Here is a 24,499-nt window from a genome sequence, read left to right as displayed (position 1 = left end):
AACACCCTCTGCTGCAAAGGAACCCACCGATGACCACCTCTGCCCTCGACCTCCCCGAGTTCACCACGTCCGACGGCGTGTTCGGCCGCTCGGCCCGCCTGGCCGACCGTCCGCACGAGCAGGTCGTCTTCCATCACGACGCGGCTACCGGCTTGCGCGCCATCGTCGCTATCCACTCCACCGCACTCGGGCCCGCCCTCGGCGGCACCCGCTTCTACCCCTATGCGGACGAGATGTCGGCACTCGAGGACGTGCTGCGACTGTCGTGGGGCATGACCTACAAGGCTGCGGTGTCGGGTGTGAACCTCGGTGGCGGCAAGGCCGTCATCATCGGTGATCCGAAGATGGACAAGAACGACGAACTGCTCGCCGCCTACGGACGATTCGTCGAGTCACTCGGTGGTCGCTACATCACCGCCGCCGACGTGGGAACCCGCGCGGAGGATCTCGACGTGGTGGGCCGGCACACCGCCCACGCCGTGGGGCGCACCGTCGCCGCCGGCGGATCCGGCGACAGCTCGCCGCTGACCGCACTCGGTGTCTTCCAGGCCATGCGTGCCGGTGCTCGGACGGTCTGGGGCGAAACGACTCTCGCGGGTCGCACGGTCGGTGTCGAGGGTCTCGGCAAGGTCGGCTACGAGCTCGTGAAGCTGCTCGTCGCCGACGGTGCCGAGGTGATCGTCTCCGACGTGAACCCCGCCGCGGTCGCCCGCGTGGTCGACGAGTTCCCGGCGCAGGTCACCGACAACGTCGTCGCCTCGTCCGCCGACGTCTACGCCCCGTGCGCTCTCGGCGGCACGCTGACCTCGATCACCGCTGCCCACCTCGACGCACGTCTCGTGTGCGGTGCGGCCAACAACCAGCTCGCGCAGCCCGAGGTGGAGGGCCTGCTGGGCAAGCGCGGAATCGTCTGGGTACCCGACTATGTCGCGAACGCGGGCGGACTGATCCAGGTCGCCGGCGAGGTCGACGGATCCGCCGCCGACGTCGTCCGCGAGCGGGTGGAGTCCATCTTCGACCGCACCGCCGAGATCTTCGACGTCTCCAGCACTCTCGGCGTCACGCCGGGCGCAGCGGCCAACCGGATCGCCGAGCGCCGCATCGATACTGCCTGATCCGCACAGGGGAACAAGGGGAGGCGCCGCGAGGTGCCTCCCCTTCTCGTGTCTTCAGGATTTTCCGGCCGACGAGGAACGCCCGTGCCCCGCATCGCGGGTGATGTGCTCGACGAGTGGCTGCGTCCGGTACTCGATCGGCGTGGTGAGCGCGAGCGTCGTGGTGGTGTGCGCGACGCCCTCGATGGCGTGGAGCCGTTCGAGGACCAACAGGAGGTCCTCCTGGGACTGCGCCGCCATCCGGATCAGGAGATCCTCCCGGCCCGTTGTCGCGTGGACTTCCAATACCTCTGGGAATCGGCCTAATTGGGCGATCACATGCCCCATCTGTGCCTGGACGAGCTCGGCGCCGATGAACGCCTGCAGCGGCACACCCAGCTTCGGCAGGTCGACGACCGGTCGGTATCCGGTGACGGCACCGGACTCCTCGAGTTTTCTGATGCGCGACTGCACGGTGTTACGGGCGATGCCGAGCTTCGCCGACAGGTCGACGATTCCTGCCCGGGGGTTGTGCGTGAGCTCTCCGAGGAGAGCTGCGTCGAGCCGGTCGAGACTGAACACGATGACACCCTTTCCGTTGTGATGCGCGTCACCACTCGAGCATAATGCTCAGCCGAACAGAAAGATATTGACACTTCACGAGCCAGTGCCATGATTGCTACATCGAATGCTCACGCAAACACTGCTTGCTGCAACGTAATGCGCGCGAAGTGAGCGACATGCCTACCCCTCGCCCGGACCGGGCGTGGCGGGCGCCGCAATCACCCCGAGGAGCACACAATGCCCGGAGTCGGCATCTGGCGGACCAAATCCGTCGAACAGTCGATCGCGGATACCGATGAACCCGGTTCGCGGCTACGACGAGAACTGACCGCCAAGGATCTGACCGTGTTCGGCGTCGCCGTCGTGGTCGGAGCCGGAATCTTCACCCTCACCGCCCGCACCGCCGGCAATCTCGCCGGACCGTCCATCTCGCTGGCGTTCGTCCTCGCCGCGATCGCGTGCGGTCTCGCCGCACTGTGTTACGCGGAGTTCGCCTCTGCGGTACCGGTCGCCGGCAGCGCCTACACCTTCTCCTACGCCACCTTCGGTGAGTTCGTCGCCTGGATCATCGGATGGGACCTGATCCTCGAGTTCGCCCTCGCCTCCGCGGTCGTCGCCAAGGGATGGTCGATGTATCTCGGGGGCATGTTCGGCGGGGACGCGTCGATCGACCTCGGACCGATCACGGTCGACTGGGGGTCGCTGCTCATCGTCGGCGCCATCACGATCATCCTCGCGATCGGCACCAAGGTCTCGTCGCGGGTCTCCGCCGTCGTCACCGCCATCAAGGTCGCGGTGGTCCTGCTCGTCATCGTCGTCGGCATCTTCTACATCGACAAGTCCAACTACTCGCCGTACGTCCCCCAGGCCGAAGAGGCGGAGAGCGCCGCATCCGGTCTGCATCAGTCGCTGTTCTCGGCGCTCACCGGCGCGGGCGGCAGCACCTACGGCTGGTACGGCCTCCTCGCCGCAGCGAGCCTGGTCTTCTTCGCCTTCATCGGCTTCGACGTCGTCGCCACCACCGCCGAGGAGACCAAGAACCCCCAGAAGGCCCTGCCCCGCGGCATCTTCGGTTCGCTGGCGATCGTCACCGTCCTCTACGTCGGCGTCACGCTCGTGCTCACCGGCATGGTGAAGTACACCGACCTGCGCACCGGCAGCGAGCTGGTCGGTGACGGCAGTGCCACGCTGGCCACGGCCTTCGAGGCACACGGCATCACCTGGGCGCAGATGGCCATCAACATCGGTGGCCTCGCCGGCCTCACCACCGTCGTGATGGTGATGATGCTCGGCCAGACCCGCGTGCTGTTCGCGATGTCCCGCGACGGACTCGTCACCCGCAAGCTTGCCGTCACGAACCACAAGGGTGTGCCCGTGCGCATCACCCTGATGGTCGGTGGTGTCGTGGCCGTCCTCGCCGCGGTGTTCCCGATGGGTGTGCTCGAGGAGATGGTCAACATCGGCACGCTGTTCGCCTTCGTCCTGGTCTGCGTCGGCGTGATGGTGCTCCGCCGTACCCGCCCCGACCTGCCCCGTGGATTCCGGGTGCCGCTCGTGCCGCTGGTCCCGATCCTCGCAGTCCTCGCCTGCGGCTGGCTCATGTTCAACCTCTCGGTCGAGACGTGGATCCGCTTCACCGTCTGGATGGTCCTGGGAGTGGCGATCTACTTCGTCTACGGTCGCCGCAAGTCGGTGCTCGGACAACGCCTGAAGCTCGAGGCCGCGCAGCAGGAAGCCGCGAAGCACGAAGCGAGGGAACCTGAACCGGTATAGATCCGTCGTCCACGAGCCCGCCCGCACCGAATCGGTGTGGGCGGGCTCGTGTGTTCCGGCGGTTCCGGGTACCCGACCGGAAGGAAAGCAGACACCGTCCGATCGTGACGCCGGAAGAGGAGGAGATGGCGCCGCAGTGCGCCCACTGTCACTGCCGCATCCTCGGGCACGGCGTGGAGTCGGCGGATGCCGTCTTCTGCTGCGCGCATTGTGCTCGTCAGGCCGGGCACGCCGAGCTGGCGGATCGTGCCTGACGGAAGAGTGCGAAGCGCGCGAAAGCGGCAGAACGGACTCTGCGAGTTGATCTTTCGGTGAACTCGAGAAAGACCTATGCACGCGAGTGAGCAGATTGCTCTATGCTGTGAACAGCGCCGCAGAGACGAAGGTCACAAGGGTTACCCGGGGTTTCGTCCGAACGCAGGACGAATCGGACATCGGGACCTGATTACCATCGATCTGCCCCTGTCGTCGGGGAGGCCGACAGGGAAGGGCCCCCGCCAGCGATTCGAGGGGAGGAGCCGGCGGGGGCCTCGCGCTGTATCTCCTGTGTCGGGGAGGACTCTAGGGAGACACGGCCACCTACGCCGTGGCCGCTTTGGAGCTTAGGTGACAGCTGGGCACTCGTCCAGAGTCGATACTGAAACGAGACCTGAGAATCTTCTCGGGGTCGAACCGAGACGTTCATCCTGCTTTGCGGCGGATGGGGCCCGTTTCGACGTCGCTTTCCGCCGGAAAGACGGGGGTCGGCATGGCTCTGGACCCGTCGGGATGCCTGCGGTACGACGCCGGTCGCTGCGAACGCCGCCGTCGCCGACGGTTCCGCGTCGTCCAGAAACCCCAGGCTGCGATGCACACGCCCACTCCCGAGAGCAGGTCGGCCTCGGTCAGTCCGTGATTCGGCGTCACCGAGTACAGCACACGACCCTCGAGAGGTCCGTTCATCAGCACCCAGAGCCCGGAGGCCACGAACGCGGCCGAGCTCGACAGCAGGTGGGGGCGCGAGAGGCACCACGTCGACGCGGCGAACAACGAACACATCGCGACGAGCGAGTAGAACACGGCGTTCTGCACGGTCGACTCCTCTCGCTCCTGCCGGATATCGATCAACTGTACTGGCGGAGGAGCCGGACCTACCGAGTCGCAAGTCGTGACCCTCGCAACAGGAGCATCAGCTCAGGCGTTGCAGGGTGTCGGTCGTCAGAGCAAGCACCTGATCGTCGGCTCCGGCGTCCGGAGGTTCACAACGCACAGGTGAGGCTCACAACCCTGATGGTCGACCATGGGCGTTGTGAGCCTATTCGGGTCTCGGTATCTCCGCGAACGAGTCACGCTGCTGAACCATCCACACCGGAGCGATGAAGATGCCTTCCGCTTCCACGCAGACCCCCTCCGAGTCGGCGATGTGCCCGACGACGAACGCCTTGCGCCCTTCGACACGGTCGAGTTTCGCCTCCACGCGCAGAGCGCCGAGAGGGGTGCGCTTGCGATAGCGGATGGTGAGCGTGCCCGTCATCCCCGGATATCCCGAGATGCGCGCGGCGTCGCCGAGGATCTGGTCGAGCAGCAGCGCGGAGACCCCGCCGTGCACGTGCCCGGCCGGCCCCTCGTAGACGGGACCGAGGTGGATCTCCGTCCACACGCGTCCGTCGTCGTCCTCGTGGATGTCGCCGATCGGGGCGATGGCGTTGCGCAGGCCTATTGCGGCGTTTCCCCAGTTACGGAATCGGCCCGAATCGTTGAACCGGGTGCCGTACGGGCCGTCCTCCCGGTCGCGTTCGAGGATCTCGCGCGCGGCCGCGAGATGTTCCCGGGCCCGCTCGACGTCGTCGGCATCCACACGGGTCTGCAGTGCGAGCTGGATCAGCTCGCGCACGTCCTCGGTGAGCGGACCGTAGGTGGCCCTCTGCTGATCGATTTCCTCGTCGGACAGTCCGTCGTCGACGTAGAGCTCGAGGATGGAATCGGTCATCGGGGTTCTCCGGATCGTGAGCGTGGTGAAGGAAAGTAGTCGACCGCGCGCACGGTGAAGGAGTCAAGTTCTGCTGCCGCTGCACGGGATCACCGCAAAATCCGTAAAACGGACCGTTCTGTACGAAAACGTGTGAACCGCCATACGGGCGGGAATCAATGAGAGAACCCCGTCGGCTCAACGAGGGGAGGGGCCGACGGGGTCCGTCCGTGCCGTGTCAAAGGGGAGGAGACGCGGCACGCTTTGTTGCGAGGAGCAACAACGACTCCACGCTACCCACGATTCTTTCATCTGCCAACGTTGCCGACGGGTGATCGACGGGGTGAATTCGCCCTGTCTGCACCCGTGGCGAGCGTGGTAATACAAGCGTACCGTTCGCTTCTGCGTGCGCGGGTATGCGCCGGACAGGAGTCGATGGTCGTGGCCGTAACCATCCACAAGGGCCGTGACAGCATCACCAAACGGATGTTGCTGGGAAGGCCGCTGCGCAGCGACACCCTCGGCCACACTCTGTTGCCGAAACGCGTAGCCCTGCCGGTCTTCGCGTCCGACGCCCTGTCGTCCGTCGCCTATGCACCGGAGGAGATCTTCCTCGTGCTGTCGGTGGCGGGCCTGTCCGCCTACGCGTTCTCCGGCTGGATCGGTCTCGCCGTCGCCGTCGTCCTGGTCGTCGTGGTCGCGAGCTATCGGCAGAACGTGCATGCCTACCCGTCCGGGGGTGGCGACTACGAGGTAGCGACGAAGAACCTCGGGGCGATGGCCGGCCTGACGGTGGGCAGCGCGCTCATCGTCGACTACGTGCTGACCGTCGCCGTGTCGATCTCGTCGGCGGCCCAGAACATCGGGTCGGCGATCCCCTTCGTCGAACACCACAAGGTGCTGTTCGCGATCGTCGCGATCACTCTCCTCACCGCGGTCAATCTGCGGGGACTCCGCGAAGCGGGCACAGCTTTCGCCATCCCCACCTACGCATTCATGTTCTGCATCGGGGTGATGCTCGTCTGGGGTTTCGTGCGCCTCGTCGTGTTCGACGCCCCGCTGCGCGCCGAGTCGTCGCACTACGAACTGGCTGCAGAACAATCACACCTGGCCGGACTGGCCTTCGCGTTTCTTCTCGCCCGCGCGTTCTCGTCGGGATGCGCGGCCCTGACGGGAGTGGAGGCCATCAGCAACGGGGTGCCGGCCTTCCGGAAACCGAAATCGCACAACGCCGCCACCACGCTGCTGATGCTGGGTGCCATCGCGATCACGCTGCTGATGGGCATCATCGTCCTCGCCGAGCGGCTGGGCGTCGTCGTCGCCGCCGACCCCGCGACGCAAGTGCTCGGGGCGCCGGAGGGATACCATCAGAAGACGCTGGTCGCGCAGGTCGCCGAGACGGTCTTCACCGGTTTCCCGCTCGGTTTCTACCTCGTCACCGCCGTGACCGCGTTGATCCTCGTCCTCGCCGCGAATACGGCATTCAACGGGTTCCCGGTTCTCGCGTCGGTACTCGCGCAGGACAAACACCTGCCGACCCAGCTGCGCACCCGGGGCGATCGGCTCGCGTTCAGCAACGGCATCGTCTTCCTGGCTCTCGGAGCGATCGTGCTGGTATGGGTGTTCGACGCCGAGGTCACCCATCTCATCCAGCTCTACATCGTCGGAGTGTTCGTCTCCTTCACGTTGAGCCAGACCGGAATGGTTCGTCACTGGACGCGGCTGTTGGCCACCGAAACCGACTCGCGTCACCGCCGGAGAATGCAGCGTTCGCGCGTCGTCAACGGTGTGGGTCTGGCGATGACGGGGACCGTCCTGATCATCGTGCTCATCACGAAATTCCTCGCCGGCGCGTGGATCGCGATCCTCGCCATGGTGATCGTCTTCGTGACGATGCGGGCCGTCAACCACCACTACCGACGTGTGGCGGCCGAACTCGACGCCGGCAAATGGGACGGTCTGCTGCCCAGCCGCACGTATTCGATCGTGCTCGTGGCCAAGCTGCACCACCCGACACGTCGCGCGCTCGCGTACGCCTCGGCCGCCCACCCCGACACCCTCGAAGCGATCACCGTCGACGTCGACGAGGAGGACACCCGCGCTCTCGTGCGCGAATGGGAAGCCAGCGACATCACGATTCCGTTGAAGGTGCTGGAGTCGCCGTACCGGGAGATCACGCGACCGGTACTCGACTACGTCAGGCGGGTGCGCGGCAACTCGCCGCGCGACGTGGTCACCGTCTTCATCCCCGAATACGTCGTGGGGCACTGGTGGGAGAATCTGCTCCACAATCAGAGCGCGCTGCGACTCAAGAGTCGTCTGCTGTTCCAGCCCGGGGTGATGGTGACGAGTGTGCCGTGGCGGTTGCACTCTTCGGATTCGAGTTAGACGAGCGCGGAGTCCGGTTCTCGATCAGGTTCGCGATGTCTGCACCGGCTCGCAGCAACATTTCGGACTGCACTGCGATGGTGTGCAGGCGCTCGTGGAGTGCGTCCCTTGCAGTATCGGTGTCATTGTCGGTTCCGATCGCTGCCATCACCGCCCGGACCGCCGGGATGCGGTAGCCAACCGCGCGTAGTGCGGCAACGATCCGCGCGTCCCGCGCCGCGGCGGGGGAGTAGCTCCGCGCAGCGTTACGGTCGATCCGTTCGGGCGCGACCAATCCCTCCTTCTCCCAGAACCTCAGGGTGGACGATCGCACTCCGATGGCGTTCGCCAGCTCGGTGATGCTCATGGCGTCGCCGGGTAGTGGAGGCGCGTCGTGGGCGGCCTCGTCGACGATGGTGTCGAGTGCGCGGAGCGCGGTGAGACTCTCGGCGCGTGCCCGCGCGAGCCCACTGTGGAGTTCGACGACACGGGCGAGTGCCTCGTCGTAGGGGAGGACCTGCACATCGTGCATGACCCTGCGCGCCTCGACGGGACCCACCGCGACAGCCAGTGCGCGGTACGCGCGCAGGGCCGTGACGTGTTCGGGACCGAATCTGCGATAGCTGTTGGGCATTCGTACGGCGGAAGGAATCACTCCGAGGCGTTCGAGATCGCGCACCTGCTGCACGGAGTATCCGGTGGCTGCGGCCAGGCGCCCCGTCGTCATCGTGTGCTCCACTGCTCGAACCCTCCATGAGCACTTCAAGGTGACACTCGAAGTATGACCATGGAACAGATCCTCGCGCAGATCAGAAGCTTCAGCGGTGTCCTCGAGTTCGCACCACAGGATGGGAGTGGGCTCCCCGAGATTTCGTGGGGCGACCATTTCTTCTACTACGCCCCGGACGGCGAGATCCCGCACAAGCGGCAGCCCTACGCGACGATCGTGACGAAGAACTATCCGAACGATGGGGATTCACGCCTCGACGAGCCGGGCCGATGGCGCATGAACGTGCATGCGGGGACGCAGCTGTTCACCGAGTTGCTCGGCTACCCACCCCGGTCCGTCGACCCCTCGACGATCGACTTCGCCGAGGCCGACGTCTTCATCCCTCATCCGCTCTACGGCTCACTGGGATGGGTCGCGGTCGTCGAACCCGGCGAGCGGACCACGCCGCGTCTGCTCGAAGTGCTGCGCGACGCCCACCTGGCCGATCGGCGCCGGGTCGAACGCAGGAGCGCATTGCGCGACACGGAGTGATCGTGCGAAAAAGCTTCTGCTGTCACCCATCCCGATCCGGATTGCTCTCGAAGAACGACGTCACGGTGTCGACGGTGAAGCGGTGACGCAGGCGGCATGCCGAGTTCTGGTTCGCGAACAGGCCCGGGATGCGGAAGGCATCCTCGCGCGCGACGGTGTGCGTCCACTGCACCGGCACGATCCACTCGCGGTGGTCCTCGTGCGGGTCCGTGCTCTCGCTCTCGTGGATGTACGGCGCCTTCAGGTCGAGGCTGCGGAACGGCACCGCGCGACCGTCGACGACGAGCGTCGCCTCGTCGGCCGGAACCACCGCGCCGGTCACGACGCCGATGCCGACGTATCCGCTCTTCGGGATGTAAACGAAGACGCGGCCACCGACGGGCAACTCCTGCAAGGAATCCGAATACCAGCGGCCACCGCCGGCGGCGACGAAGCCGTAACGGCGGCCGTCGTCCCAATTCCGTGACGGGCTGCGCTCACCGAAGTTCACGTACCAATCCCGGCCGTTCCATTCGGACTCGGGACGATTCGACCCGGACGATTCCGCCACGCACACTCCTTCGTCGGGAACACCTCGTTCCACGGTAGGCGCGAGCGGAACCGCCGGTGTGATCAGTGCCGGTCGCAGATGATCAGTGCCAGCTGCCCTGCCTGTCGAGGGTTTCGACGGGAGTCGCGCCGGGCCGGGTCCACTGCGGCACCGGCCGGCTCGTCTCATCCCATGTCGCATTGCCGTCGGCGTCGGTGCGCCAGAACCAGCACGGATCGTCGCCCTCCGGCCAGCCCTCGGGTTTGTCCTCCCACCTCTCGCCGCGTCCGTACGGGGTGATGTCGAGCAGGCCGGCGGAGCTGTTGGCCCGTTCGGTGCCGCGACCCGTCGTGGAGTAGGTGAGGAAGGTCCGGTCTCCGTCGCGGAGGTAGGAGGTGAGATAACCCATCGCTCCGCCCACGGGTTCGTCGAGGTCGCGCACCGAATACCAGGGCTGGGTGTAGCCCATGAACTCGACGAACGCTGCCACCTCCTCCCACGGGCCGGTGGTGACGAATGCGAGCGACACCCCGCGAGCATTGAGGTAGACGGCGTCGCGGACGTGCCAGGCCGTGGTCGTGCATCCCTCGCACTGCCCTTGCGGAGGTGCACCGTCGTACCACATGTGCTTGTAGACGACGAGTTCGTCGCGACCCTGGAAGAGGTCGAGGAAGGGGACCGGGCCGTCGGGCCCGACCACCTCGACCGTTCCGTCGAACTCCACCATCGGGAGTCGTCGGCGAGCCGCGGCGATGGCGTCGCCTTCCTTGGTGTGGGCTTTCTCGCGAACGAGGAGTTCGTCGCGCGCGGCCTGCCAGGTCGCGAGGTCGACCACGGGTGGACGGCCGGAATGCGGTTCGGTCATGGTGACCTCCGGAAAGCGGGAACCGCGACGCGCGCGGGAGCGGATCGGACGGATTACACGCGGCTCGGTTGGAGCACGTCGCGGAGCACGGCGGCGAAAGCTTCAGGATCGCCGGGCATACCCTCTGAGGCACCCATGAAGCCACCGTGATCGCCGGGGAACAGCGTCGGAGTTGTGCCGAGCCGGTCGGCGAGCGCTGCCGAGGCGCGGCCGCACAGCTGGCGTACCGACTCGCGACCACCTGCGACGACGATGCGCGTGGACGCGTTCGCGAGAGCGTCGAGATCGGGGTGGTAGCCCGTGCACGACATCCAGTTCTGACCCAGCAGCACGTCGTCGCGGGTCCCGTCGTCCTCGCTGGGCAGTCCGAAGTCGGACGGGCTCGGAGCGGGCCGGTCGAGATAGTCGGAGGTCAGTTCACCTCCGTAGCCGACCAGGGCGATGAACTTCGCCATGGCCGGTCCGAGGCCGCTGCGCTGATAGGTGTCGCGGATGTCGTCGCGCACCGCTTCGGCCCCGATGCGATCGGGCAACAGTTCCATGATCGGCGGTTCGTGCGCGACCAGCGTGCGCACCTGCTCGGGGTGGCGCGAGACGAGTTCGAGCGCGTTGACTGCGCCGCCGCTGCTGGCGAAGACGTCGACGGGACCGAGATCGAGTTCGACGAGGATCCGGTGCAGGTCGTCGGCGTGCAGAGCGGGAGTGGACTGCATCGACGTGTCGGTGCGCGTGCCACGACCCGTGCCGCGCGGGTCGTAGGTGATCACCGTCCGGTCGTCGAAGAAGGAGGCGAGGCTCGTGAAGCCGCTCGCGTCCATCGGGGATCCGGCGAGCAGCAGCGGGGTGGCGTCGCCGGGGACGGTGCGGACGTCGTAGACGAGAGTCGCGCCAGGGACGTCGATCGAGTGGGTGACGAATTCGGGCATGTCGGCTCCTTCTGGGGTCGGTGACCGTACCGACCCGCGCCGCCCGAGAAATTCATCGCACATACGACCGCGTCCGCACCCATGACGGATGCGGACGCGGTGTGCGCTGGCTCAGTGGGCGATGCCCGGTTTCGCAGGCAGTCCGCCGAGGAGCGCAAGAGATCCGAAGTGCATATGTGTTCCTCCTGTCGTTCGGTTATCCGGACTGCGTCCGCACCGGGACGCTGACCGAGGAGTACCCGCCGCCTCGGTGCGAAACACTGCCGCGGACCGAAAATTCACTTCGTTATGTTTTCGTGCCCTCGGGGAGTTTTCGCGCGGTCGGACCCGGCCGGGTCTGCGACTCGCTCGGCCGCAGCGGACCGTGGCCGTGGGCGCATTGCACGACCGCTTCGACCGAAGCGCCACAGTCGCGGTGTTCGATGAGCAGTGACGGGCCGTCGGGATCTGCACAGTATTTGTCCCCCCACTGGAGCAGGGCGATGACCGGAACTACCGAGGCTCGTCCGACGATCGAGGACTACGGGCAGAAGCCGCCGAGCCGATTCGTCGAGGCGAGCGGCTTCGTCGTCGAGGAAGCCACTTCCTGCGTTCGACGACGGGATGCCGCGCGTCGGTCACGGCAGAACCGTTGCAGCAGGGGAGGACTCAGCAACTGTGGCTGGTGATCATCACCGACACCACGACCGGCAAGGTCCTCGCTCGCGGTCAGCTGCGACTGCAGAACGTTCCGTTGCCGGAGTAGTTGTTTGCGCGCATCGGTGTCGGGAATCCGTATTCATGGCAAGCATGGAACCGTTTCTCCCGATCAAGCACACCGGCTCCAACGAGATCGACGCGGCCGATCCCGGTCAGGGCGCGCCGGCTACAGATCCCGGACCCGTCCCGGGTGAGGACGTCGACCCCGAGATGGCGCAGCGCGAGAAGGACGAACTCGAGAAGAAGATGTCCGAAAAGTGTGACGAGGAAACAGTTTTCCGGACTCCGGAAGTGGATCCGTCCGAATGGACCGAACCGCGCCCGCACGCAGGGGGTGGTGCGGGCGCGGAGTCGATCGGTCCGGCTGTCAGAGAATGATGCCGAGAGCGGCGAGCAGTCCACCAAGGGTCAGTGCGAGAGATCCGAGCAGCATAGGAATACCTCCATGTCGTTGTGGATGGGCACGCCCGCGAACGGGCGCGGGAAGTGAATGGATCCGCAAGATCGATTCACTTCCGTCCCATACTTCGCGAAGGCCTCAAAGCCTGTTACCTGCCGTCACTAGTTGTTATATTTCTGTGATAAAAGTGTCCGATTAGACCGAAATGCCCTTTGGTCATGGGCGTTTCAGGACTTGGGATTCACGGCGTTCTGGGACTTTCCGCGTTCGATCACCGCAGCCCGTCGCTCGGCGACCCGCGACGGCGAGAACTCCCGCATCCACTCTTCCGAGGTCTGCTGCTCCACCCGTAGGGCCGGTTCGACGACATGCTCCTCGGCCCGGCGGTACGACGCGAGCAACGCCCGCATACCGGATTGGTCGTTGCCGGCGATCGTCCGCGCGACCTCCACGGCCGTGCCGAGCAGTTCGTCATGCGCGACGACCTGCGTCACCAGACCCGCACGCAGCGCCTCCTCGGCACCCACGAAGTTGCCGGACAGGCTCATGCGACGCGCGAAGCCCGGACCCACCGCCGCGGGCAGGCGCTGGGTGAGTCCCCAACCCGGCAGGACGCCGACTCGCGCGTGGGTGTCGGCGAAGCGGGCGCGCTCGGACGCGATGAGGAAGTCGCACGCGAGTGCCATTTCGAGACCACCGGTGATGGCGGCGCCGTTCACCGCGCCGATGATCGGCTTGGAGATGGGCTTCCACGGATGACCGACGGGGAGGTCGGCGCCGGACACCAGCGACAGGTTGCCTCCACCTTCCCCGAGTTCCTGCAGGTCGAGTCCGGCGCAGAAGGCCGGGTCGGTGCCGGTAAGGACCACGACGTTCGTCTCGTCGTCCGCCTCCGCTGCAGCGATCTCGGTGCGCAGGGCATCGATGAGCGCCGAGCTCAGCGCATTCCGCGCCTCCGGGCGGTTGAAGGTGAGAATGCGGACGGAATCGCGCTGCTCGACGAGCAGGATTTCTTCGGAAGTCATGGGCCCGACAGTATCCGTAACTTCGGTGCATCCGACCTCGCTCAACTGGGCTGAATCCACTGAACTTGTGCCTGCGTACGTTCCCCGATCCAGGAGCGCATCGAGTCGACGCTCTCCTGCAGCGCCTCGGCAGTGAGGCCGTCGGAGGTCGGCACCGACGCCGCCACCGCGTCGAGCACCTCGAGTGCCAGACCGTTGCCGTAGATCTGTTCGGACAGCTCCTGATACACCCGGTGGTAGATCTCCGTGAAGGCGTCGGAGTCGAGGAAACGGGTCTTCAAGGTATTGCCGCCGCCTGGTCCGCGACTCTCACCTCCAGGCATTCCAGGTGGCATGGCCTGAGGCATCCCCTCCGGTGGCGTGGCGTCCGCCATGCCCTGCGGGCGACCGGCCGGTCCCATGCCGCCCATCATGGAGATGGAGTCGTCCGGGCCTGCGGAAGTATCACCCTGCATGGCCATGTTCAGATCCCACGAGACCACCGAGAGCTTCTTCGTGTCGAGGTCGTACCAGAGGTAGTAGTTCTGACCGGGTCCGGCCATGTCGTCGAAGTTGACGAGCAGGTTCTGTGTGGCGACGTACCGAGCGAAGGACTCGACGTCGACCCAGTCGGCGAGGTGCGCGTCGAACTCTGCGTCGTCGGCCGAGTCCATCCACTTCAGGAAGCTGATGATGGGTTGCAGCGTCCCGGAGTCGGCGGCATTGATCTCCTCGAATTGGTCGGCGTAGTCCGACTGGTCGTCGCCGACGTACTCGAACCGCGACGACGCATCGGCCTTGTAGAGATAGCCGGGGGAGTCGAACAGCGAGTTGGCGTACTGCTCATCGGGATGCTCGAGCACCAGTCGTGTCGCGGTGGCGCTGTCGTTGACCGAGTACACCGTGTACGCGTACCGCTGGGTCGGTTGATCGGTCTCGGCGGTGAGCGACAACGCCATCGCCTCGTTGATCACCGGCGAGCCGGGCCGCACCGACAGTTCTGTCATGCCCTGATACGCGCGACCGTCGACGTACTCGTCGAAACGGATCAGCAAGGGCAACGAGGTCGGATCCTCCGGATCCACCTGAACCGTGCCCTCCATCCCGGGCGGGCCTTGCGCCTGATCGAAACCCTCGCCCTGCAGGCCGCGCAGCGTCGAGTTGCCCTTCAGGCGCACACCCACGTCGTCGATGCGGGTGCCGTCGATGACCACATCGGCGACCACCCACTCCTTGTCGCCGTCCTTCTCGTATGCGGAGATCATGTCGTCGTACTCGGCGTCGCCGATCTCGAGCGACAACTCGTGTGTGACGGAGGTGTCGAACAGATCGACTGTGCCGGCGACGTTCTCGGTGATCTCCGAGGAGATGATCGTCGGGTCGCCTGTGATGTAGGGCCGCACGCGTGTCGCTCCGAAGGCCGTGGCCACGATCGCGACGAACGCGATGAACGCCACCGGCAGTTTCCAGTGCCGCCGCAGCGAGGTCGGTATCCGGTGCCGCAGACGGCGCCGCGGGGTGGGTGCAGTCATCACAGGTCGGTCTGGTCGTATCCGGTCAGGACGCTCACCCGCTGGCCGGCATTGACGGCGCTCAGTGCCGCGATCAGGTCGTTCGAGCTCGTGCCCTTCTTCAGCTGCGCCGTGTAGTACAGCTCCACCAGAGCGCCGGCGCGGACGGATTCGGTGGACACCAACTCGTATTCACTGCAGTGCTTGATGAGAATGTCCTCGACGGTGCTGGTGTAGGCCGGCTCCGGCGGCACCTGCACCTTGACCACCTGACGCTGCACGTCGAGCGTGAACCAGTTGAACTTGTTCATGATCAGCAGTACGAGGCAGATCGCGACGGTCGCCGCGATGGCGAGCACGTAGAAGCGGGTACCGGTGGTCATGCCGATGGCCATCACCAGGAAGATGAACCCGACATCGCGAGTTTCTTTGATGGCGTTGCGGAATCGCACCACCGAGAGCGCGCCGACGAGAGCGAACGCCCGGGCGATGTTCGATCCGACCACCAGCATGATGAGCGCGATGACCATGCCGACCAGCACCAGCGTCTGTACGTAGGACTGGCTGTAGGAGACGTTCTTGTGCGTGTAGCGGTAGACCCACGCAATGACGCTCGACAGCACGAACGACAACGCCAGCGACACCACGATGTCGAAGGTCGTGAACGTGCCACTGAGATCTTGGAAATCGAAGTTCATATCCGTCCTTGTTTCGGAGAAGGGAAGGTCAGCGAGCCGGAATCGGTTCGGTGGACAGAAGATCGGTGGGTACCTGCGCGTCGGAGCCGTCCGGCGACACCAGTTCCGGTGCACCGAAACGGGACCGGGGTGCGAGCCCGAACGCCTCGACCGACTGGCAGTACTTCGACACCCGGATCACCGACATGTCCAGCCGGGCCGTCAAATCGGTCGCCCAGTAGGGCACCCGCTCGTTGGCCTTGAGCTCTACGACGGCCAGCTTCGGCGGGATGATGAAGCGGTTCTCTGCGCCGGACGCGAAGTGGAAGTCGCGGTCGCGGCCGTGCACCTTGTGGTCGATCGTCACGCGCAGGCCGAGGTCGGCGTCGCGTCCGACGAACGCCTCGCGCAGATAGCCGGTGGTCACGATCGGTCGCAGATCCAGATTCCCCACGAGACCGGAGACCTCGTCGACGAACGGCCGCTGCGAGTCGTCGCACTCGATGTCCTCGCGTCCGTTCAGCCATCGCAGGGCGACGCCGTACGGGAGGGCAGTGCGACGCTTCTGGGTCACCCGGTTGACGCGCTGCTTGATCTCGACCTGCACGGGAGAGTCGTCGGTGCATGCGGCCGGGTCGCCGTACAGCCGCATGCGTACCTTGCGGCGGAACTTCAAGCCTTCGATCTTCTCCCAGTAGAACCGCAGATCCGGGGTGTCGTAGTACAGCGACGTCACCGGATAGCCCCCGTGTGGGGAGTACGGATCGGTGTCCATCCGGGCGGCGAGCTCGCGCCGTAGTTCGGGCACCTTCATCTCGTCGACGAAATACTTGATCTCGTACCGGTTGAACGCGTGCAGTCTGCTCGCGGTCTGTTGATAGCCGTTGTTCACCCCCACAGCACACACTCGTGATCTCGAGGTTCCGTGGAGTTCTCCTGGCAACTTCCTGACAATCGGAAAGCTCACAGGAACCTGCCAGGAAATCTCGAGCGCGGTGCCAGCCCTACCCGCGACAATCGAAGTCGTGACCGACCGGATTCCCGAAGCGCGCGTGCTCGTCGTCGACGACGAGCCGAGCATCGTCGAACTGCTGTCCGTGAGCCTGAAGTTCCAGGGCTTCGAGGTGGAGACCGCGAGCAACGGCGCCGAAGGACTGGACAAGGCGCGACGCTTCCGGCCCGACGCAGTGATCCTCGACGTGATGATGCCCGGGATGGACGGCATGGGCCTGCTGCGCCGCCTGCGCGCCGACGGCATCGACGCGCCCGTGCTGTTCCTGACCGCGAAAGACGCGGTGGAGGACAAGGTCGCGGGCCTGACGCTCGGCGCCGACGACTACGTCACCAAACCGTTCAGCCTCGAAGAGGTCATCGCCCGGCTGCGCACGATCCTGCGCCGCGCCGGCAAGGTGTCCGAGACCGAACGCAGCTCCCGCATCACCTTCGCCGACCTCGAACTCGACGAGGACACCCACGAGGTGTTCAAGGCCGGCAAGCCCGTGTCGCTGTCGCCGACCGAGTTCACGCTGCTGCGGTACTTCATGCTCAACGCCGGGACGGTGCTGAGCAAGCCCCGCATCCTCGAGCACGTGTGGAACTACGACTTCGGCGGTGAGGTCGGGGTTGTCGAGTCGTACGTGTCGTATCTGCGACGCAAGGTGGACATCGGCGACGTCCCCCTCATCCACACCGTTCGCGGGGTGGGCTACGTGATGCGGGAACCCCGCACATGAACCGGCTGCGGGCGCTGCCACTCCGTTGGACGCTGGTGGCCGCCCTGGTGCTCCTGGCCGGCATCGGTCTGCTCGCGTCGGGTGTTGCCGTCACCTCGGCTCTGCAGAACTCTCTGCTGTCGCGCGTCGACCGGGACCTCGAGGAGGCCGCACGGACCTGGGCGCGACCCGACAAGCCGCCACCGACGCCACCGCTGGACGCCCCCACCTCCCGGCGACCACCGAGCCCCTTCTACGTGCAGGTCGTCGACGCCGACGGGCAGGTGCTGTTCGTCGTCAACGACGAGTCGACCGCACCGGATGTGCCTGAGGATCCGACGGGCAGGCCCGTCACCGTCGGATCCGTGGGCGACGACGGTCCGCACTGGCGGGTGATGAGCACCGAGAACGCTGTGGGTGTCGTGACCACGGTCGGGATGAGCCTGGCCGAGTCCGAGGAGACGGTGGACAGGCTCGTCGTGCTGCAGACGGTGATCGGTGCGGTCGTGCTGGTCGCGCTGGCGGTGGGCGGCGGTGTCGTCGTGCGGATGAGCCTGCGTCCCCTCGACGAGGTCGAGCGCACCGCCGCCGCGATCGCTGAAGGCGACCTCAGCGAGCGGGTGCCCGAGGGCGATCCCCGAACCGAGATCGGGCGGTTGTCGGTGACCTTCAACGCCATGCTCGGCAGGATCGAATCAGCCTTCGCAGCAACCGCAGCATCCGAGGAGTCGGCGCGACGCTCGGAGGAGAAGATGCGTCGCTTCGTCGCCGATGCCAGCCACGAACTCCGAACTCCGCTCACCACCATCCGCGGTTTCGCCGAGTTGTACCGGCAGGGCGCGAGTGCCGACACCGTCATGCTCATGGACCGCATCGAACGCGAGGCCCGCCGTATGGGTCTGCTCGTCGAAGACCTGCTGATGCTTGCGCGACTCGACGAACAACGTCCGCTCGACCGTTCCCCGGTGGATCTGCTCGCGGTCGCCGCCGACGCGGTGCACAACGCGCGCGCCGTCGCACCCGAACGGACCGTTACCCTCGACATCATCGACGGCCCAGGCACTCCCGAGGTTCTCGGCGACGACGCCCGTCTGCGTCAGGTGTTGAGCAATCTCGTCACAAACGCCCTGACCCACACCCCACCAGACGCCGATGTCACAGTGCGGGTGGGTACCTCGGACTCCGATGCGATCCTGGAAGTCGCCGACACCGGCCCCGGTCTCGATCCCGACGACCGCGAGCGCGTCTTCGAACGCTTCTACCGCGCCGACGCCTCCCGCACCCGCGCGTCGGGTGGGAGTGGTCTGGGCCTGTCGATCGTCGCTGCGCTGGTCGCGGCGCACGGCGGGAAGGTGGAGGTGGAGTCGGAACAGGGAGTCGGCTCGACCTTCCGTGTCCGCATCCCACGGCTACTCCCCAGCTGACGCGCTAAAACGGGGTTCGCCCCTGCAACACGCCGCGTGAACCCCGTTTCACCGCGCGACGAGAAGTCGCCGGGCGTTCGCTAGAACTCCGTTTGTCCCGCTGGGCTGAAAAGCTGTGTCGCCGCACACATCGCGGTTCCTAGTCTCGGCTCATCCGAGGAAGGGAACCGGCAACAATGCAGTCGCTCGCCTGTCATACCTGCGGCGCTCGTGTGCTCGTCGCGAAGTACAGCCCAGCTCATACCAGCATCCAATGGTCCGACGAGGCCCGGGAGTCGTGCCGAGAGATCGCCACCGCTGGTCCGGGTGCCTACGTGATGCGGTGCGAAGCGCTCGATCGCACCGTGGACGAGGCGGTGGCCGACGGTGTGATCCGGACCGGGAACCGGATCGATCCTACGATCGCTCCTCTCGCTTCCACGGAGACGGTCGCCCCAGCCCGGTGATCGTCGCTCGCCTTCGACTCTCGTCAGCCCCATCACCCCTCGTCAGCGCAGGAGAAAACATGACCGTCCCCCAGGAGCGGATCGAGATCCGCAACATCGATCCCGGTACCAACCCCACCCGCTTCGCGCGCGGATGGCACTGCATCGGCCTCGCCAAGAACTTCCGTGACGGAAAGCCGCATCAGGTCAAGGTGTTCGGCACCGACCTGGTGGTCTTCGCCGACACGGCAGGAAAGCTGCACGTGCTCGACGCCTTCTGCCGGCACATGGGCGGCAACCTCGCGCGCGGCGAGATCAAGGGCGACACCATCGCGTGCCCGTTCCACGACTGGCGCTGGAACGGCCAGGGCCGTTGCGAAGCGGTGCCGTACGCGCGCCGCACGCCGAAGCTCGGCCGTACCAAGGCGTGGACGACGATGGAGCGCAACGGCGTTCTGTTCGTCTGGCACTGCCCGCAGGGTAGTGAGCCCACTCCCGAGCTCGCGATCCCCGAGATCGAGGGCTACGAGGACGGGCAGTGGAGCGACTGGACGTGGACGACCATCCACGTCGAGGGATCGCACTGCCGTGAGATCGTCGACAACGTCGTCGATATGGCGCACTTCTTCTACGTGCACTTCCAGATGCCCGAGTACTTCAAGAACGTCTTCGACGGGCACATCGCCGGCCAGCACATGCGCTCCTACGGGCGCGACGACATCAAGACCGGTGTGCAGATGGATCTGCCGGAGGCGCAGACGATCTCGGACGCCTTCTACTACGGTCCGTCCTTCATGCTCGATACGATCTACACGGTCTCCGAGGGCACGACCATCGAGTCGAAGCTGATCAACTGCCACTACCCGGTCACGAACAACTCGTTCGTGCTGCAGTTCGGCACGATCGTCAAGAAGATCGAGGGCATGTCCGAGGAGCAGGCCGCCGAGATGGCGAAGATGTTCACCGACGGTCTCGAGGAGCAGTTCGCCCAGGACATCGAGATCTGGAAGCACAAGTCCCGCATCGAGAATCCGCTCCTCACCGAGGAGGACGGCCCGGTCTACCAGCTGCGTCGCTGGTACAACCAGTTCTACGTCGACCTCGAGGACGTCACGCCGGACATGACGCAGCGTTTCGAGTTCGAGGTGGACACCTCCCGTGCGCTCGAGTCGTGGCACAAGGAGGTCGAGGAGAACCTCACCGGTTCGGCGGAGTGATCCGATGATCCGTCCCGCCGTACGCGGCGGGGCGGATCATGTGTCGCGTCGGCGGAAACCGTCGACGAACACCGACACGATGGTGCGCGCGAGGGCGGCGAGAGTACGGTCCGGACCGGGCCGATACCAGCGGGAGGCGTGCCAGACCGCGTCGTAGATCAGTTCCCGGAACGTCTCGGGATCGATGTCGGTACGGAAGACGCCTTCGGCGATGCCGTCGCGGATGGCTTCTCGCCACGCGACCTGCATGGCGTCGGCCGAGGAGACCATGTCGGCCTCGACGACGCGCTCACGCATGTACTCGCCTTCGCGTCGCCAGATGGAGGTTGCTCCGTGGTAGTCCTCGGAGGTCTCCAGCGCGATCTGTGTGAATGCCACGAGTCGCTCGACGGGCGGTAGCGACCGCGCCAGCACCTCGCGGCATCGTTCGTTGAGGTCGGTGATGTACTCGCGGATGAGCTCGGTGACGATCGCTTCCTTCGACGGGAAGTAGTGGTAGAGCGCTCCGGAATAGACACCGACCGCGTCCGCGATCTCGCGGATGGTGGTGGCGGTGACCCCCTTGCGGGCGAAGATCTCCGCCGACCGGTCGAGTATCTGCCGCTTTCGCTCCTGCGGGTCCACCATCGTCCTCTCGTAAGGCCCGTACAGGCCTGCTTCGGACCGTATTCTGCCACACCCATTGATCAACCGATCAATGGGTTCATGTTCTTCACGTCTTCAGGAGTATGCATGGCCGTGTCCCGGATGGACCCGATCGTTCCCGCTACGCCGCTGGCAGGCGCCACAGCTCTCGTGACCGGCGCAGGTCAGGGCATCGGGAGGGGGATTGCACTCGCGCTCGCTGCCGCCGGCGCCGCTGTTGCTGTCGTGGGTCGCACCGCGGAGACGATCGGTGCGACCGCCGTGGAGATCACCGACCGTGGTGGTCGCGCGGTGCCGTATGTGTGCGACGTGACCGATGGTGCGGCGGTCGAGGAGACGGTCGCCGCCGTGGTGCAGGAGTTCGGCGGACTGTCCATCCTGGTGAACAACGCGCAGTCGCCGGCGCCGGGAACGCTCCTCGAACTCGACGAGGACGTGTACCGCGGAGGTATGGAATCCGGGCCCACCGCGACCTGGCGGATGATGCGGGCGTGCCATCCGCACCTGCGCGGCGGTGGTTCGATCGTCAATCTCGGATCGGCGGCCGGTATCCGGTGGAACCCCTCGGGCACGGGTGGATACGCCGCCGCGAAGGAAGCGATCCGGGTTCTCACCCGCACCGCCGCCTGTGAGTGGGCGGCGGACGGGATCCGCGTCAATTCGATTCTGCCGCTCGCCGATTCGGTGGCCATGCAGGAGTGGGCGGAACGCGAGCCGGACGAAGCAGCCGCATACGCGAGTTCGATCCCGCTCGGCCGGCTCGGCGATCCCGAGACCGACATCGGGCCCGCTGTCGTCTTCCTGTGCAGCGAGGCGGCCCGCTACATCACCGGCCACTCGCTTCCGGTGGACGGAGGTCAGGCGCTGGTGCGCTGACCCACCGATCGGGAGAGGTGTGGCCGAGAATCGCTCGGGGACAGGGCACGCCACACCGCCCGCGCCGCGAGCCGGACCGGGGTGGCCAGGCCGACGGTGTCGACGATGTCGACGGGTCCTGTCACGGACAGTGCGCCCACGCACGTCTGCCCGTTTCCGATGGGCGCCGCCACGCACGCGACACCCGGCACCGATTCCTCACGCTCGTGCGCGACACGTCGCTCGCGAATATGTGCGATCTCGTTGCGGGACAGCAGATGCTCTGCTCTCGGGGCACTGGGGTACGTGCATCCTGTTGCAGGAAGGGAGGCGTGCAGTCGGGTGTGGGCCAGGAGGGCCTTACCGAGGGCGGTGCGATGTGCCGGCTGCCGCCCGCCGATGCGCGAAGGGAGCACGAGGGGTCCACGTCCGATCTTGTCGACGTAGCGCACGTCGCCACCTTCGAGGACGGCCAGATGCACGACGAGACCCGTCGCCGAATGCAGGTCGTGCAGGACGGGGTGGGCTGCTCGGTGCAGACGGTCGTGGTTCCGCGCCAACGCGCCCCATTCGAGGGGGGTGCGTCCGAGGGCGTAGGTCTTGCCGCGCTTGCTCACCCAGCCGTGCTCGACGAGCTGGGTGAGCAAGCGGTGAGTGGACGAGCGGGGCAGACCCGTGCGAGTCGAGAGCTCGGAGAGGGTGAGCCGATCGCCGGTGTGGAACTCGTCCAGCAGTCCGGCCACGCGGGCGATGAAGGCGTTGGAGAACTCGTCGTCGAGTGCCATGGGATCCTCGCAATGCATCGAGATCATCGACTGATCGATTGATCAGCGGATCGGTTGACAGGGTGTGATGTCACGCGGTCAAGGTCGTCTCCAGGTGGTCGGCGGCTCGACGCAACCGTCGGACCGCGTCCTCGCTGATCGCCTCCACCGGGCCGGCCAGCGACAGTGCGGCGATCTCGCCGTCGCCCGCGGCGAAGGCGGCGACGGCGTGCCGGAAGCACTCGCCTCCGTGTACGACACCGTCGACGAGTGAGTGCCCGTTGCTGCCCGTCAGGGCGGGGTGGGTTCCGTCGCGTCGCGCCAGCAGCGCCAGGCCGGCGACGGTGTCCTCGGCAAGGTGCCGCTGGCCCGCCCACGTGCTGTCGGTGGACTGCGCGCCGCTCACCTTCTCCAGGTAGACGACCTGGTCGTCGTCGAGAACGGTCAGGTGGACGACGAGGCCGGTCTCTCGGTGCAGGTCGTACATCGAGCGGAGGGCGGCGCTGTGGATCCGGTCGTGTGCCTGCGCGAGGGCGCCGAGCTCGACGATCTTCGGGCCGAGGTGATAGGTGGTGCCGCTGCGACGCATCCACCCGACCCGCACGAGTTGGAGAAGCATCCGATGAGCGGACGAACGGGGGAAGCCTGTCCGTCGGCACAGCTCGGTGAGGGTGAGGCCGTCCGTGTCGCGGAACGGTTCGAGCAGCAGGCCGAGGCGATCCATGACGGACGAGGGGGTGGGGAGGACTTCGGGCATGGTCTTCTCCGTGGCATGTTCGTTGATTGATCGACCGATCAATGAGTATCTACGACTGTAGCGCCACTCGGAGCTCCGCGGAAGAACGAATTTCAGGAACAACGAAAATGCACCGCGACCGGAAGTCGCGGTGCATTTCGTCGGACGGACCGTGGGGTGTCAGGCAGTGGGTGGCAGGAACGCCTTCAACGGCTCGGATCCCGACTGGTCGTGGCCCCAGTACGCATCTGCCGTGATCTCCTCGGACGTGTAGTGACGCTCGTCGACGAGCATGCCCTCGGTGCCGAACTCGAGGTCCCAGCCTCCGGGTGCACGAACGTAGAACGAGATCATCTTGTCGTTGGTGTGCCGGCCGAGTGTCGACGAGATCGAGAAGTCGAGCTTGTTCACCCGATCGAGGGCCTGACCGACCGCGTCGAGGGTGTCGACCTCGGTCATCAAGTGCACCAGGCCGGGTTCCTCGTTCGGCGGAGCCGGGCACAGCGCGAGGCTGTGGTGCCGCTCGTTGATGCCGAGGAAGCGGACGCGCACGAGACCGTCCTCGTCGAGGCGGATCGAGCCGCGCGGCAGGAAACCGAGCACCTGCGTGTAGAACTCGTACGTCTCGGCGAAGTTCGCCGTCGGCAGCACGACGTGGCCCAGGCCGAGGCCGCCGGTCACCCAGTGTCCACCGAACCGCGTCACGACCGGGCTGTGGTCGAGCACCGGCCCGAAGAACACCTCGAGGCGGGTTCCGGCCGGATCTTCGAACGCGATGGCACCCTCGGCGTCGATGTAGGTCGCTTCCTTGTGCGAGAGCACCTCGACGGTGCGTCCCGACTTCTCTACGGCCTCACGCACGCGCTGGAGCGCGAACTCGTCACGCACCTCCCAGCCCACGGCCAGTGCCTTGTCGGACTCGCCAGGCAGCACCTGGATGCGCGAGCGACGCTCGTCGATGCGGGCGTAGAAGCCGTCGGCCTCGGGCCCGGTTCCCTCGGCCATGCCGAGCCCGTCGAGCAGCAGGGCGCGCCAGCGCGGCACATCCTGCGTCTGGATTCGGAGGTAGCCGAGACCTCTCAGTTCAGTCATGTCGTCGTCCT

At 66.1% G+C, this 24,499-nt stretch carries 25 protein-coding genes and 1 pseudogene; 11 read left to right on the top strand and 15 right to left on the bottom strand.

Going from position 1 to position 24,499, the window contains the following annotated elements; translation table 11 throughout:
* The first annotated feature begins 29 nt into the window (after positions 1–29).
* Positions 30–1,115, top strand: coding sequence for a Glu/Leu/Phe/Val dehydrogenase (locus tag KXC42_RS20075; protein WP_219129469.1), 1,086 nt, complete (start codon positions 30–32; stop codon positions 1,113–1,115).
* Positions 1,116–1,169: 54 nt separating this feature from the next.
* Here the strand turns inward: KXC42_RS20075 and KXC42_RS20070 are convergent, their stop codons facing one another.
* Positions 1,170–1,676, bottom strand: coding sequence for an Lrp/AsnC family transcriptional regulator (locus KXC42_RS20070; protein WP_219129468.1), 507 nt, complete (start codon positions 1,674–1,676; stop codon positions 1,170–1,172).
* 219 nt (positions 1,677–1,895) lie between these two features.
* Between KXC42_RS20070 and KXC42_RS20065 the strand changes: the two genes are divergently transcribed.
* The gene (locus KXC42_RS20065) at positions 1,896–3,431 is read left to right on the top strand and encodes an amino acid permease (protein ID WP_219129467.1); all 1,536 of its coding nucleotides are present in this window, start codon (positions 1,896–1,898) and stop codon (positions 3,429–3,431) included.
* 104 nt (positions 3,432–3,535) lie between these two features.
* The gene (locus KXC42_RS20060; RefSeq protein WP_006553103.1) at positions 3,536–3,685 is read left to right on the top strand and encodes a hypothetical protein; all 150 of its coding nucleotides are present in this window, start codon (positions 3,536–3,538) and stop codon (positions 3,683–3,685) included.
* A 427-nt stretch (positions 3,686–4,112) separates the two neighbouring features.
* Here KXC42_RS20060 and KXC42_RS20055 read toward each other — a convergent pair whose 3' ends face one another.
* Complete coding sequence (locus tag KXC42_RS20055) at positions 4,113–4,502, bottom strand: hypothetical protein (protein WP_019290954.1); 390 nt, start codon at positions 4,500–4,502, stop codon at positions 4,113–4,115.
* 223 nt (positions 4,503–4,725) lie between these two features.
* Positions 4,726–5,400, bottom strand: a complete 675-nt coding sequence (locus KXC42_RS20050; RefSeq protein WP_019290955.1) for a PaaI family thioesterase — start codon at positions 5,398–5,400, stop codon at positions 4,726–4,728.
* Between the two features lie 414 nt (positions 5,401–5,814).
* On the opposite strand from KXC42_RS20050, the gene KXC42_RS20045 reads away from it, so the two are divergent.
* Complete coding sequence (locus KXC42_RS20045; protein WP_064851753.1) at positions 5,815–7,767, top strand: APC family permease; 1,953 nt, start codon at positions 5,815–5,817, stop codon at positions 7,765–7,767.
* Here the strand turns inward: KXC42_RS20045 and KXC42_RS20040 are convergent.
* Entirely contained in the window at positions 7,688–8,473 is a 786-nt protein-coding gene (locus tag KXC42_RS20040; RefSeq protein WP_064851775.1) for a MerR family transcriptional regulator, read from the bottom strand. The two genes, KXC42_RS20045 and KXC42_RS20040, sit on opposite strands and share 80 nt — an antisense overlap.
* 54 nt (positions 8,474–8,527) lie before the next feature.
* Between KXC42_RS20040 and KXC42_RS20035 the strand changes: the two genes are divergently transcribed.
* Entirely contained in the window at positions 8,528–9,007 is a 480-nt protein-coding gene (locus KXC42_RS20035; protein ID WP_219129466.1) for a DUF6194 family protein, read from the top strand.
* A 22-nt stretch (positions 9,008–9,029) separates the two neighbouring features.
* Here the strand turns inward: KXC42_RS20035 and KXC42_RS20030 are convergent, their stop codons facing one another.
* The 3 genes from KXC42_RS20030 to KXC42_RS20020 all read right to left on the bottom strand — a co-directional run bounded on the left by KXC42_RS20030 (position 9,030) and on the right by KXC42_RS20020 (position 11,327).
* Positions 9,030–9,557: a hypothetical protein gene (locus tag KXC42_RS20030; RefSeq protein ID WP_230811339.1), complete on the bottom strand. Its 528-nt coding sequence runs from the start codon at positions 9,555–9,557 to the stop codon at positions 9,030–9,032.
* Between the two features lie 82 nt (positions 9,558–9,639).
* On the bottom strand, positions 9,640–10,401 hold the full coding sequence (locus tag KXC42_RS20025; protein ID WP_219129465.1) for a DUF899 family protein: 762 nt from the start codon (positions 10,399–10,401) through the stop codon (positions 9,640–9,642).
* Between the two features lie 53 nt (positions 10,402–10,454).
* A complete protein-coding gene (locus tag KXC42_RS20020; RefSeq protein WP_219129464.1) occupies positions 10,455–11,327 on the bottom strand; it encodes an alpha/beta fold hydrolase in 873 nt (290 codons plus the stop codon).
* A 583-nt stretch (positions 11,328–11,910) separates the two neighbouring features.
* Here KXC42_RS20020 and KXC42_RS20015 point away from each other — a divergent pair.
* Together KXC42_RS20015 and KXC42_RS20010 are read left to right on the top strand one after the other, a co-directional pair.
* Positions 11,911–12,072, top strand: a pseudogene (locus tag KXC42_RS20015) (PaaI family thioesterase); the annotation flags it as partial.
* A gap of 44 nt (positions 12,073–12,116) precedes the next feature.
* Entirely contained in the window at positions 12,117–12,404 is a 288-nt protein-coding gene (locus KXC42_RS20010; RefSeq protein WP_219129463.1) for a hypothetical protein, read from the top strand.
* A gap of 249 nt (positions 12,405–12,653) precedes the next feature.
* Here KXC42_RS20010 and KXC42_RS20005 read toward each other — a convergent pair whose 3' ends face one another.
* Genes KXC42_RS20005 through KXC42_RS19990 form a run of 4 tightly spaced genes read right to left on the bottom strand, consistent with a single transcriptional unit; the run spans position 12,654 to position 16,510 of the window.
* Positions 12,654–13,451, bottom strand: coding sequence for an enoyl-CoA hydratase (locus KXC42_RS20005; RefSeq protein ID WP_033096272.1), 798 nt, complete (start codon positions 13,449–13,451; stop codon positions 12,654–12,656).
* Between the two features lie 41 nt (positions 13,452–13,492).
* Positions 13,493–14,962: a CotH kinase family protein gene (locus KXC42_RS20000; RefSeq protein WP_219129462.1), complete on the bottom strand. Its 1,470-nt coding sequence runs from the start codon at positions 14,960–14,962 to the stop codon at positions 13,493–13,495.
* Entirely contained in the window at positions 14,962–15,639 is a 678-nt protein-coding gene (locus KXC42_RS19995; RefSeq protein WP_006553093.1) for a DUF4956 domain-containing protein, read from the bottom strand. Before KXC42_RS19995 ends, KXC42_RS20000 begins: the two co-directional genes overlap by 1 nt.
* Positions 15,640–15,667: 28 nt before the next feature.
* Entirely contained in the window at positions 15,668–16,510 is an 843-nt protein-coding gene (locus KXC42_RS19990; RefSeq protein WP_219129461.1) for a polyphosphate polymerase domain-containing protein, read from the bottom strand.
* Between the two features lie 133 nt (positions 16,511–16,643).
* Here KXC42_RS19990 and KXC42_RS19985 point away from each other — a divergent pair, with 133 nt between their 5' ends.
* The 3 genes from KXC42_RS19985 (at position 16,644) to KXC42_RS19975 (ending at position 20,396) form a co-directional block, all read left to right on the top strand.
* Complete coding sequence (locus KXC42_RS19985; protein WP_024101966.1) at positions 16,644–17,351, top strand: response regulator transcription factor; 708 nt, start codon at positions 16,644–16,646, stop codon at positions 17,349–17,351.
* Positions 17,348–18,754, top strand: a complete 1,407-nt coding sequence (locus tag KXC42_RS19980) for a cell wall metabolism sensor histidine kinase WalK (protein ID WP_219129460.1) — start codon at positions 17,348–17,350, stop codon at positions 18,752–18,754. Before KXC42_RS19985 ends, KXC42_RS19980 begins: the two co-directional genes overlap by 4 nt.
* 505 nt (positions 18,755–19,259) lie before the next feature.
* The gene (locus tag KXC42_RS19975; protein WP_200358658.1) at positions 19,260–20,396 is read left to right on the top strand and encodes a Rieske 2Fe-2S domain-containing protein; all 1,137 of its coding nucleotides are present in this window, start codon (positions 19,260–19,262) and stop codon (positions 20,394–20,396) included.
* A 36-nt stretch (positions 20,397–20,432) separates the two neighbouring features.
* On the opposite strand, the gene KXC42_RS19970 is transcribed toward KXC42_RS19975, so the two are convergent.
* Complete coding sequence (locus tag KXC42_RS19970; protein ID WP_006553088.1) at positions 20,433–21,020, bottom strand: TetR/AcrR family transcriptional regulator; 588 nt, start codon at positions 21,018–21,020, stop codon at positions 20,433–20,435.
* Between the two features lie 108 nt (positions 21,021–21,128).
* Here KXC42_RS19970 and KXC42_RS19965 point away from each other — a divergent pair, with 108 nt between their 5' ends.
* Positions 21,129–21,917, top strand: a complete 789-nt coding sequence (locus KXC42_RS19965) for an SDR family NAD(P)-dependent oxidoreductase (protein WP_145692261.1) — start codon at positions 21,129–21,131, stop codon at positions 21,915–21,917.
* Here KXC42_RS19965 and KXC42_RS19960 read toward each other — a convergent pair.
* The 3 genes from KXC42_RS19960 to bphC form a co-directional block, all read right to left on the bottom strand.
* A complete protein-coding gene (locus KXC42_RS19960) occupies positions 21,899–22,681 on the bottom strand; it encodes an IclR family transcriptional regulator (RefSeq protein ID WP_257605889.1) in 783 nt (260 codons plus the stop codon). The genes KXC42_RS19965 and KXC42_RS19960 overlap by 19 nt on opposite strands.
* Positions 22,682–22,751: 70 nt before the next feature.
* Positions 22,752–23,417, bottom strand: coding sequence for an IclR family transcriptional regulator (locus KXC42_RS19955; protein ID WP_033096268.1), 666 nt, complete (start codon positions 23,415–23,417; stop codon positions 22,752–22,754).
* Positions 23,418–23,576: 159 nt separating this feature from the next.
* Positions 23,577–24,488: a biphenyl-2,3-diol 1,2-dioxygenase gene (gene bphC / locus KXC42_RS19950; RefSeq protein ID WP_006553084.1), complete on the bottom strand. Its 912-nt coding sequence runs from the start codon at positions 24,486–24,488 to the stop codon at positions 23,577–23,579.
* Positions 24,489–24,499 lie beyond the last annotated feature (11 nt).

This window comes from Rhodococcus sp. LW-XY12, assembly GCF_019317345.1.
GTDB classification, from domain to species: domain Bacteria; phylum Actinomycetota; class Actinomycetes; order Mycobacteriales; family Mycobacteriaceae; genus Rhodococcus; species Rhodococcus pyridinivorans.
This window is presented reverse-complemented; position numbering and strand designations above follow the sequence as displayed.

Excerpts from the sequence above, each read along its gene's own strand:
- KXC42_RS20040 (WP_064851775.1), bottom strand. The coding sequence starts at position 8,473 with ATGACGACGGGGCGCCTGGCCGCAGCCACCGGATACTCCGTGCAGCAG.
- KXC42_RS20020 (WP_219129464.1), bottom strand. The coding sequence starts at position 11,327 with ATGCCCGAATTCGTCACCCACTCGATCGACGTCCCTGGCGCGACTCTC.
- KXC42_RS20025 (WP_219129465.1), bottom strand. The coding sequence starts at position 10,401 with ATGACCGAACCGCATTCCGGCCGTCCACCCGTGGTCGACCTCGCGACC.
- KXC42_RS19975 (WP_200358658.1), top strand. The coding sequence starts at position 19,260 with ATGACCGTCCCCCAGGAGCGGATCGAGATCCGCAACATCGATCCCGGT.
- bphC (WP_006553084.1), bottom strand. The coding sequence starts at position 24,488 with ATGACTGAACTGAGAGGTCTCGGCTACCTCCGAATCCAGACGCAGGAT.
- KXC42_RS20065 (WP_219129467.1), top strand. The coding sequence starts at position 1,896 with ATGCCCGGAGTCGGCATCTGGCGGACCAAATCCGTCGAACAGTCGATC.
- KXC42_RS20075 (WP_219129469.1), top strand. The coding sequence starts at position 30 with ATGACCACCTCTGCCCTCGACCTCCCCGAGTTCACCACGTCCGACGGC.
- KXC42_RS20050 (WP_019290955.1), bottom strand. The coding sequence starts at position 5,400 with ATGACCGATTCCATCCTCGAGCTCTACGTCGACGACGGACTGTCCGAC.
- KXC42_RS19980 (WP_219129460.1), top strand. The coding sequence starts at position 17,348 with ATGAACCGGCTGCGGGCGCTGCCACTCCGTTGGACGCTGGTGGCCGCC.
- KXC42_RS20005 (WP_033096272.1), bottom strand. The coding sequence starts at position 13,451 with ATGACTTCCGAAGAAATCCTGCTCGTCGAGCAGCGCGATTCCGTCCGC.
- KXC42_RS19955 (WP_033096268.1), bottom strand. The coding sequence starts at position 23,417 with ATGCCCGAAGTCCTCCCCACCCCCTCGTCCGTCATGGATCGCCTCGGC.
- KXC42_RS19995 (WP_006553093.1), bottom strand. The coding sequence starts at position 15,639 with ATGAACTTCGATTTCCAAGATCTCAGTGGCACGTTCACGACCTTCGAC.
- KXC42_RS20000 (WP_219129462.1), bottom strand. The coding sequence starts at position 14,962 with ATGACTGCACCCACCCCGCGGCGCCGTCTGCGGCACCGGATACCGACC.
- KXC42_RS19960 (WP_257605889.1), bottom strand. The coding sequence starts at position 22,681 with ATGGCACTCGACGACGAGTTCTCCAACGCCTTCATCGCCCGCGTGGCC.
- KXC42_RS19965 (WP_145692261.1), top strand. The coding sequence starts at position 21,129 with ATGGCCGTGTCCCGGATGGACCCGATCGTTCCCGCTACGCCGCTGGCA.
- KXC42_RS20045 (WP_064851753.1), top strand. The coding sequence starts at position 5,815 with ATGGTCGTGGCCGTAACCATCCACAAGGGCCGTGACAGCATCACCAAA.
- KXC42_RS20035 (WP_219129466.1), top strand. The coding sequence starts at position 8,528 with ATGACCATGGAACAGATCCTCGCGCAGATCAGAAGCTTCAGCGGTGTC.
- KXC42_RS20010 (WP_219129463.1), top strand. The coding sequence starts at position 12,117 with ATGGAACCGTTTCTCCCGATCAAGCACACCGGCTCCAACGAGATCGAC.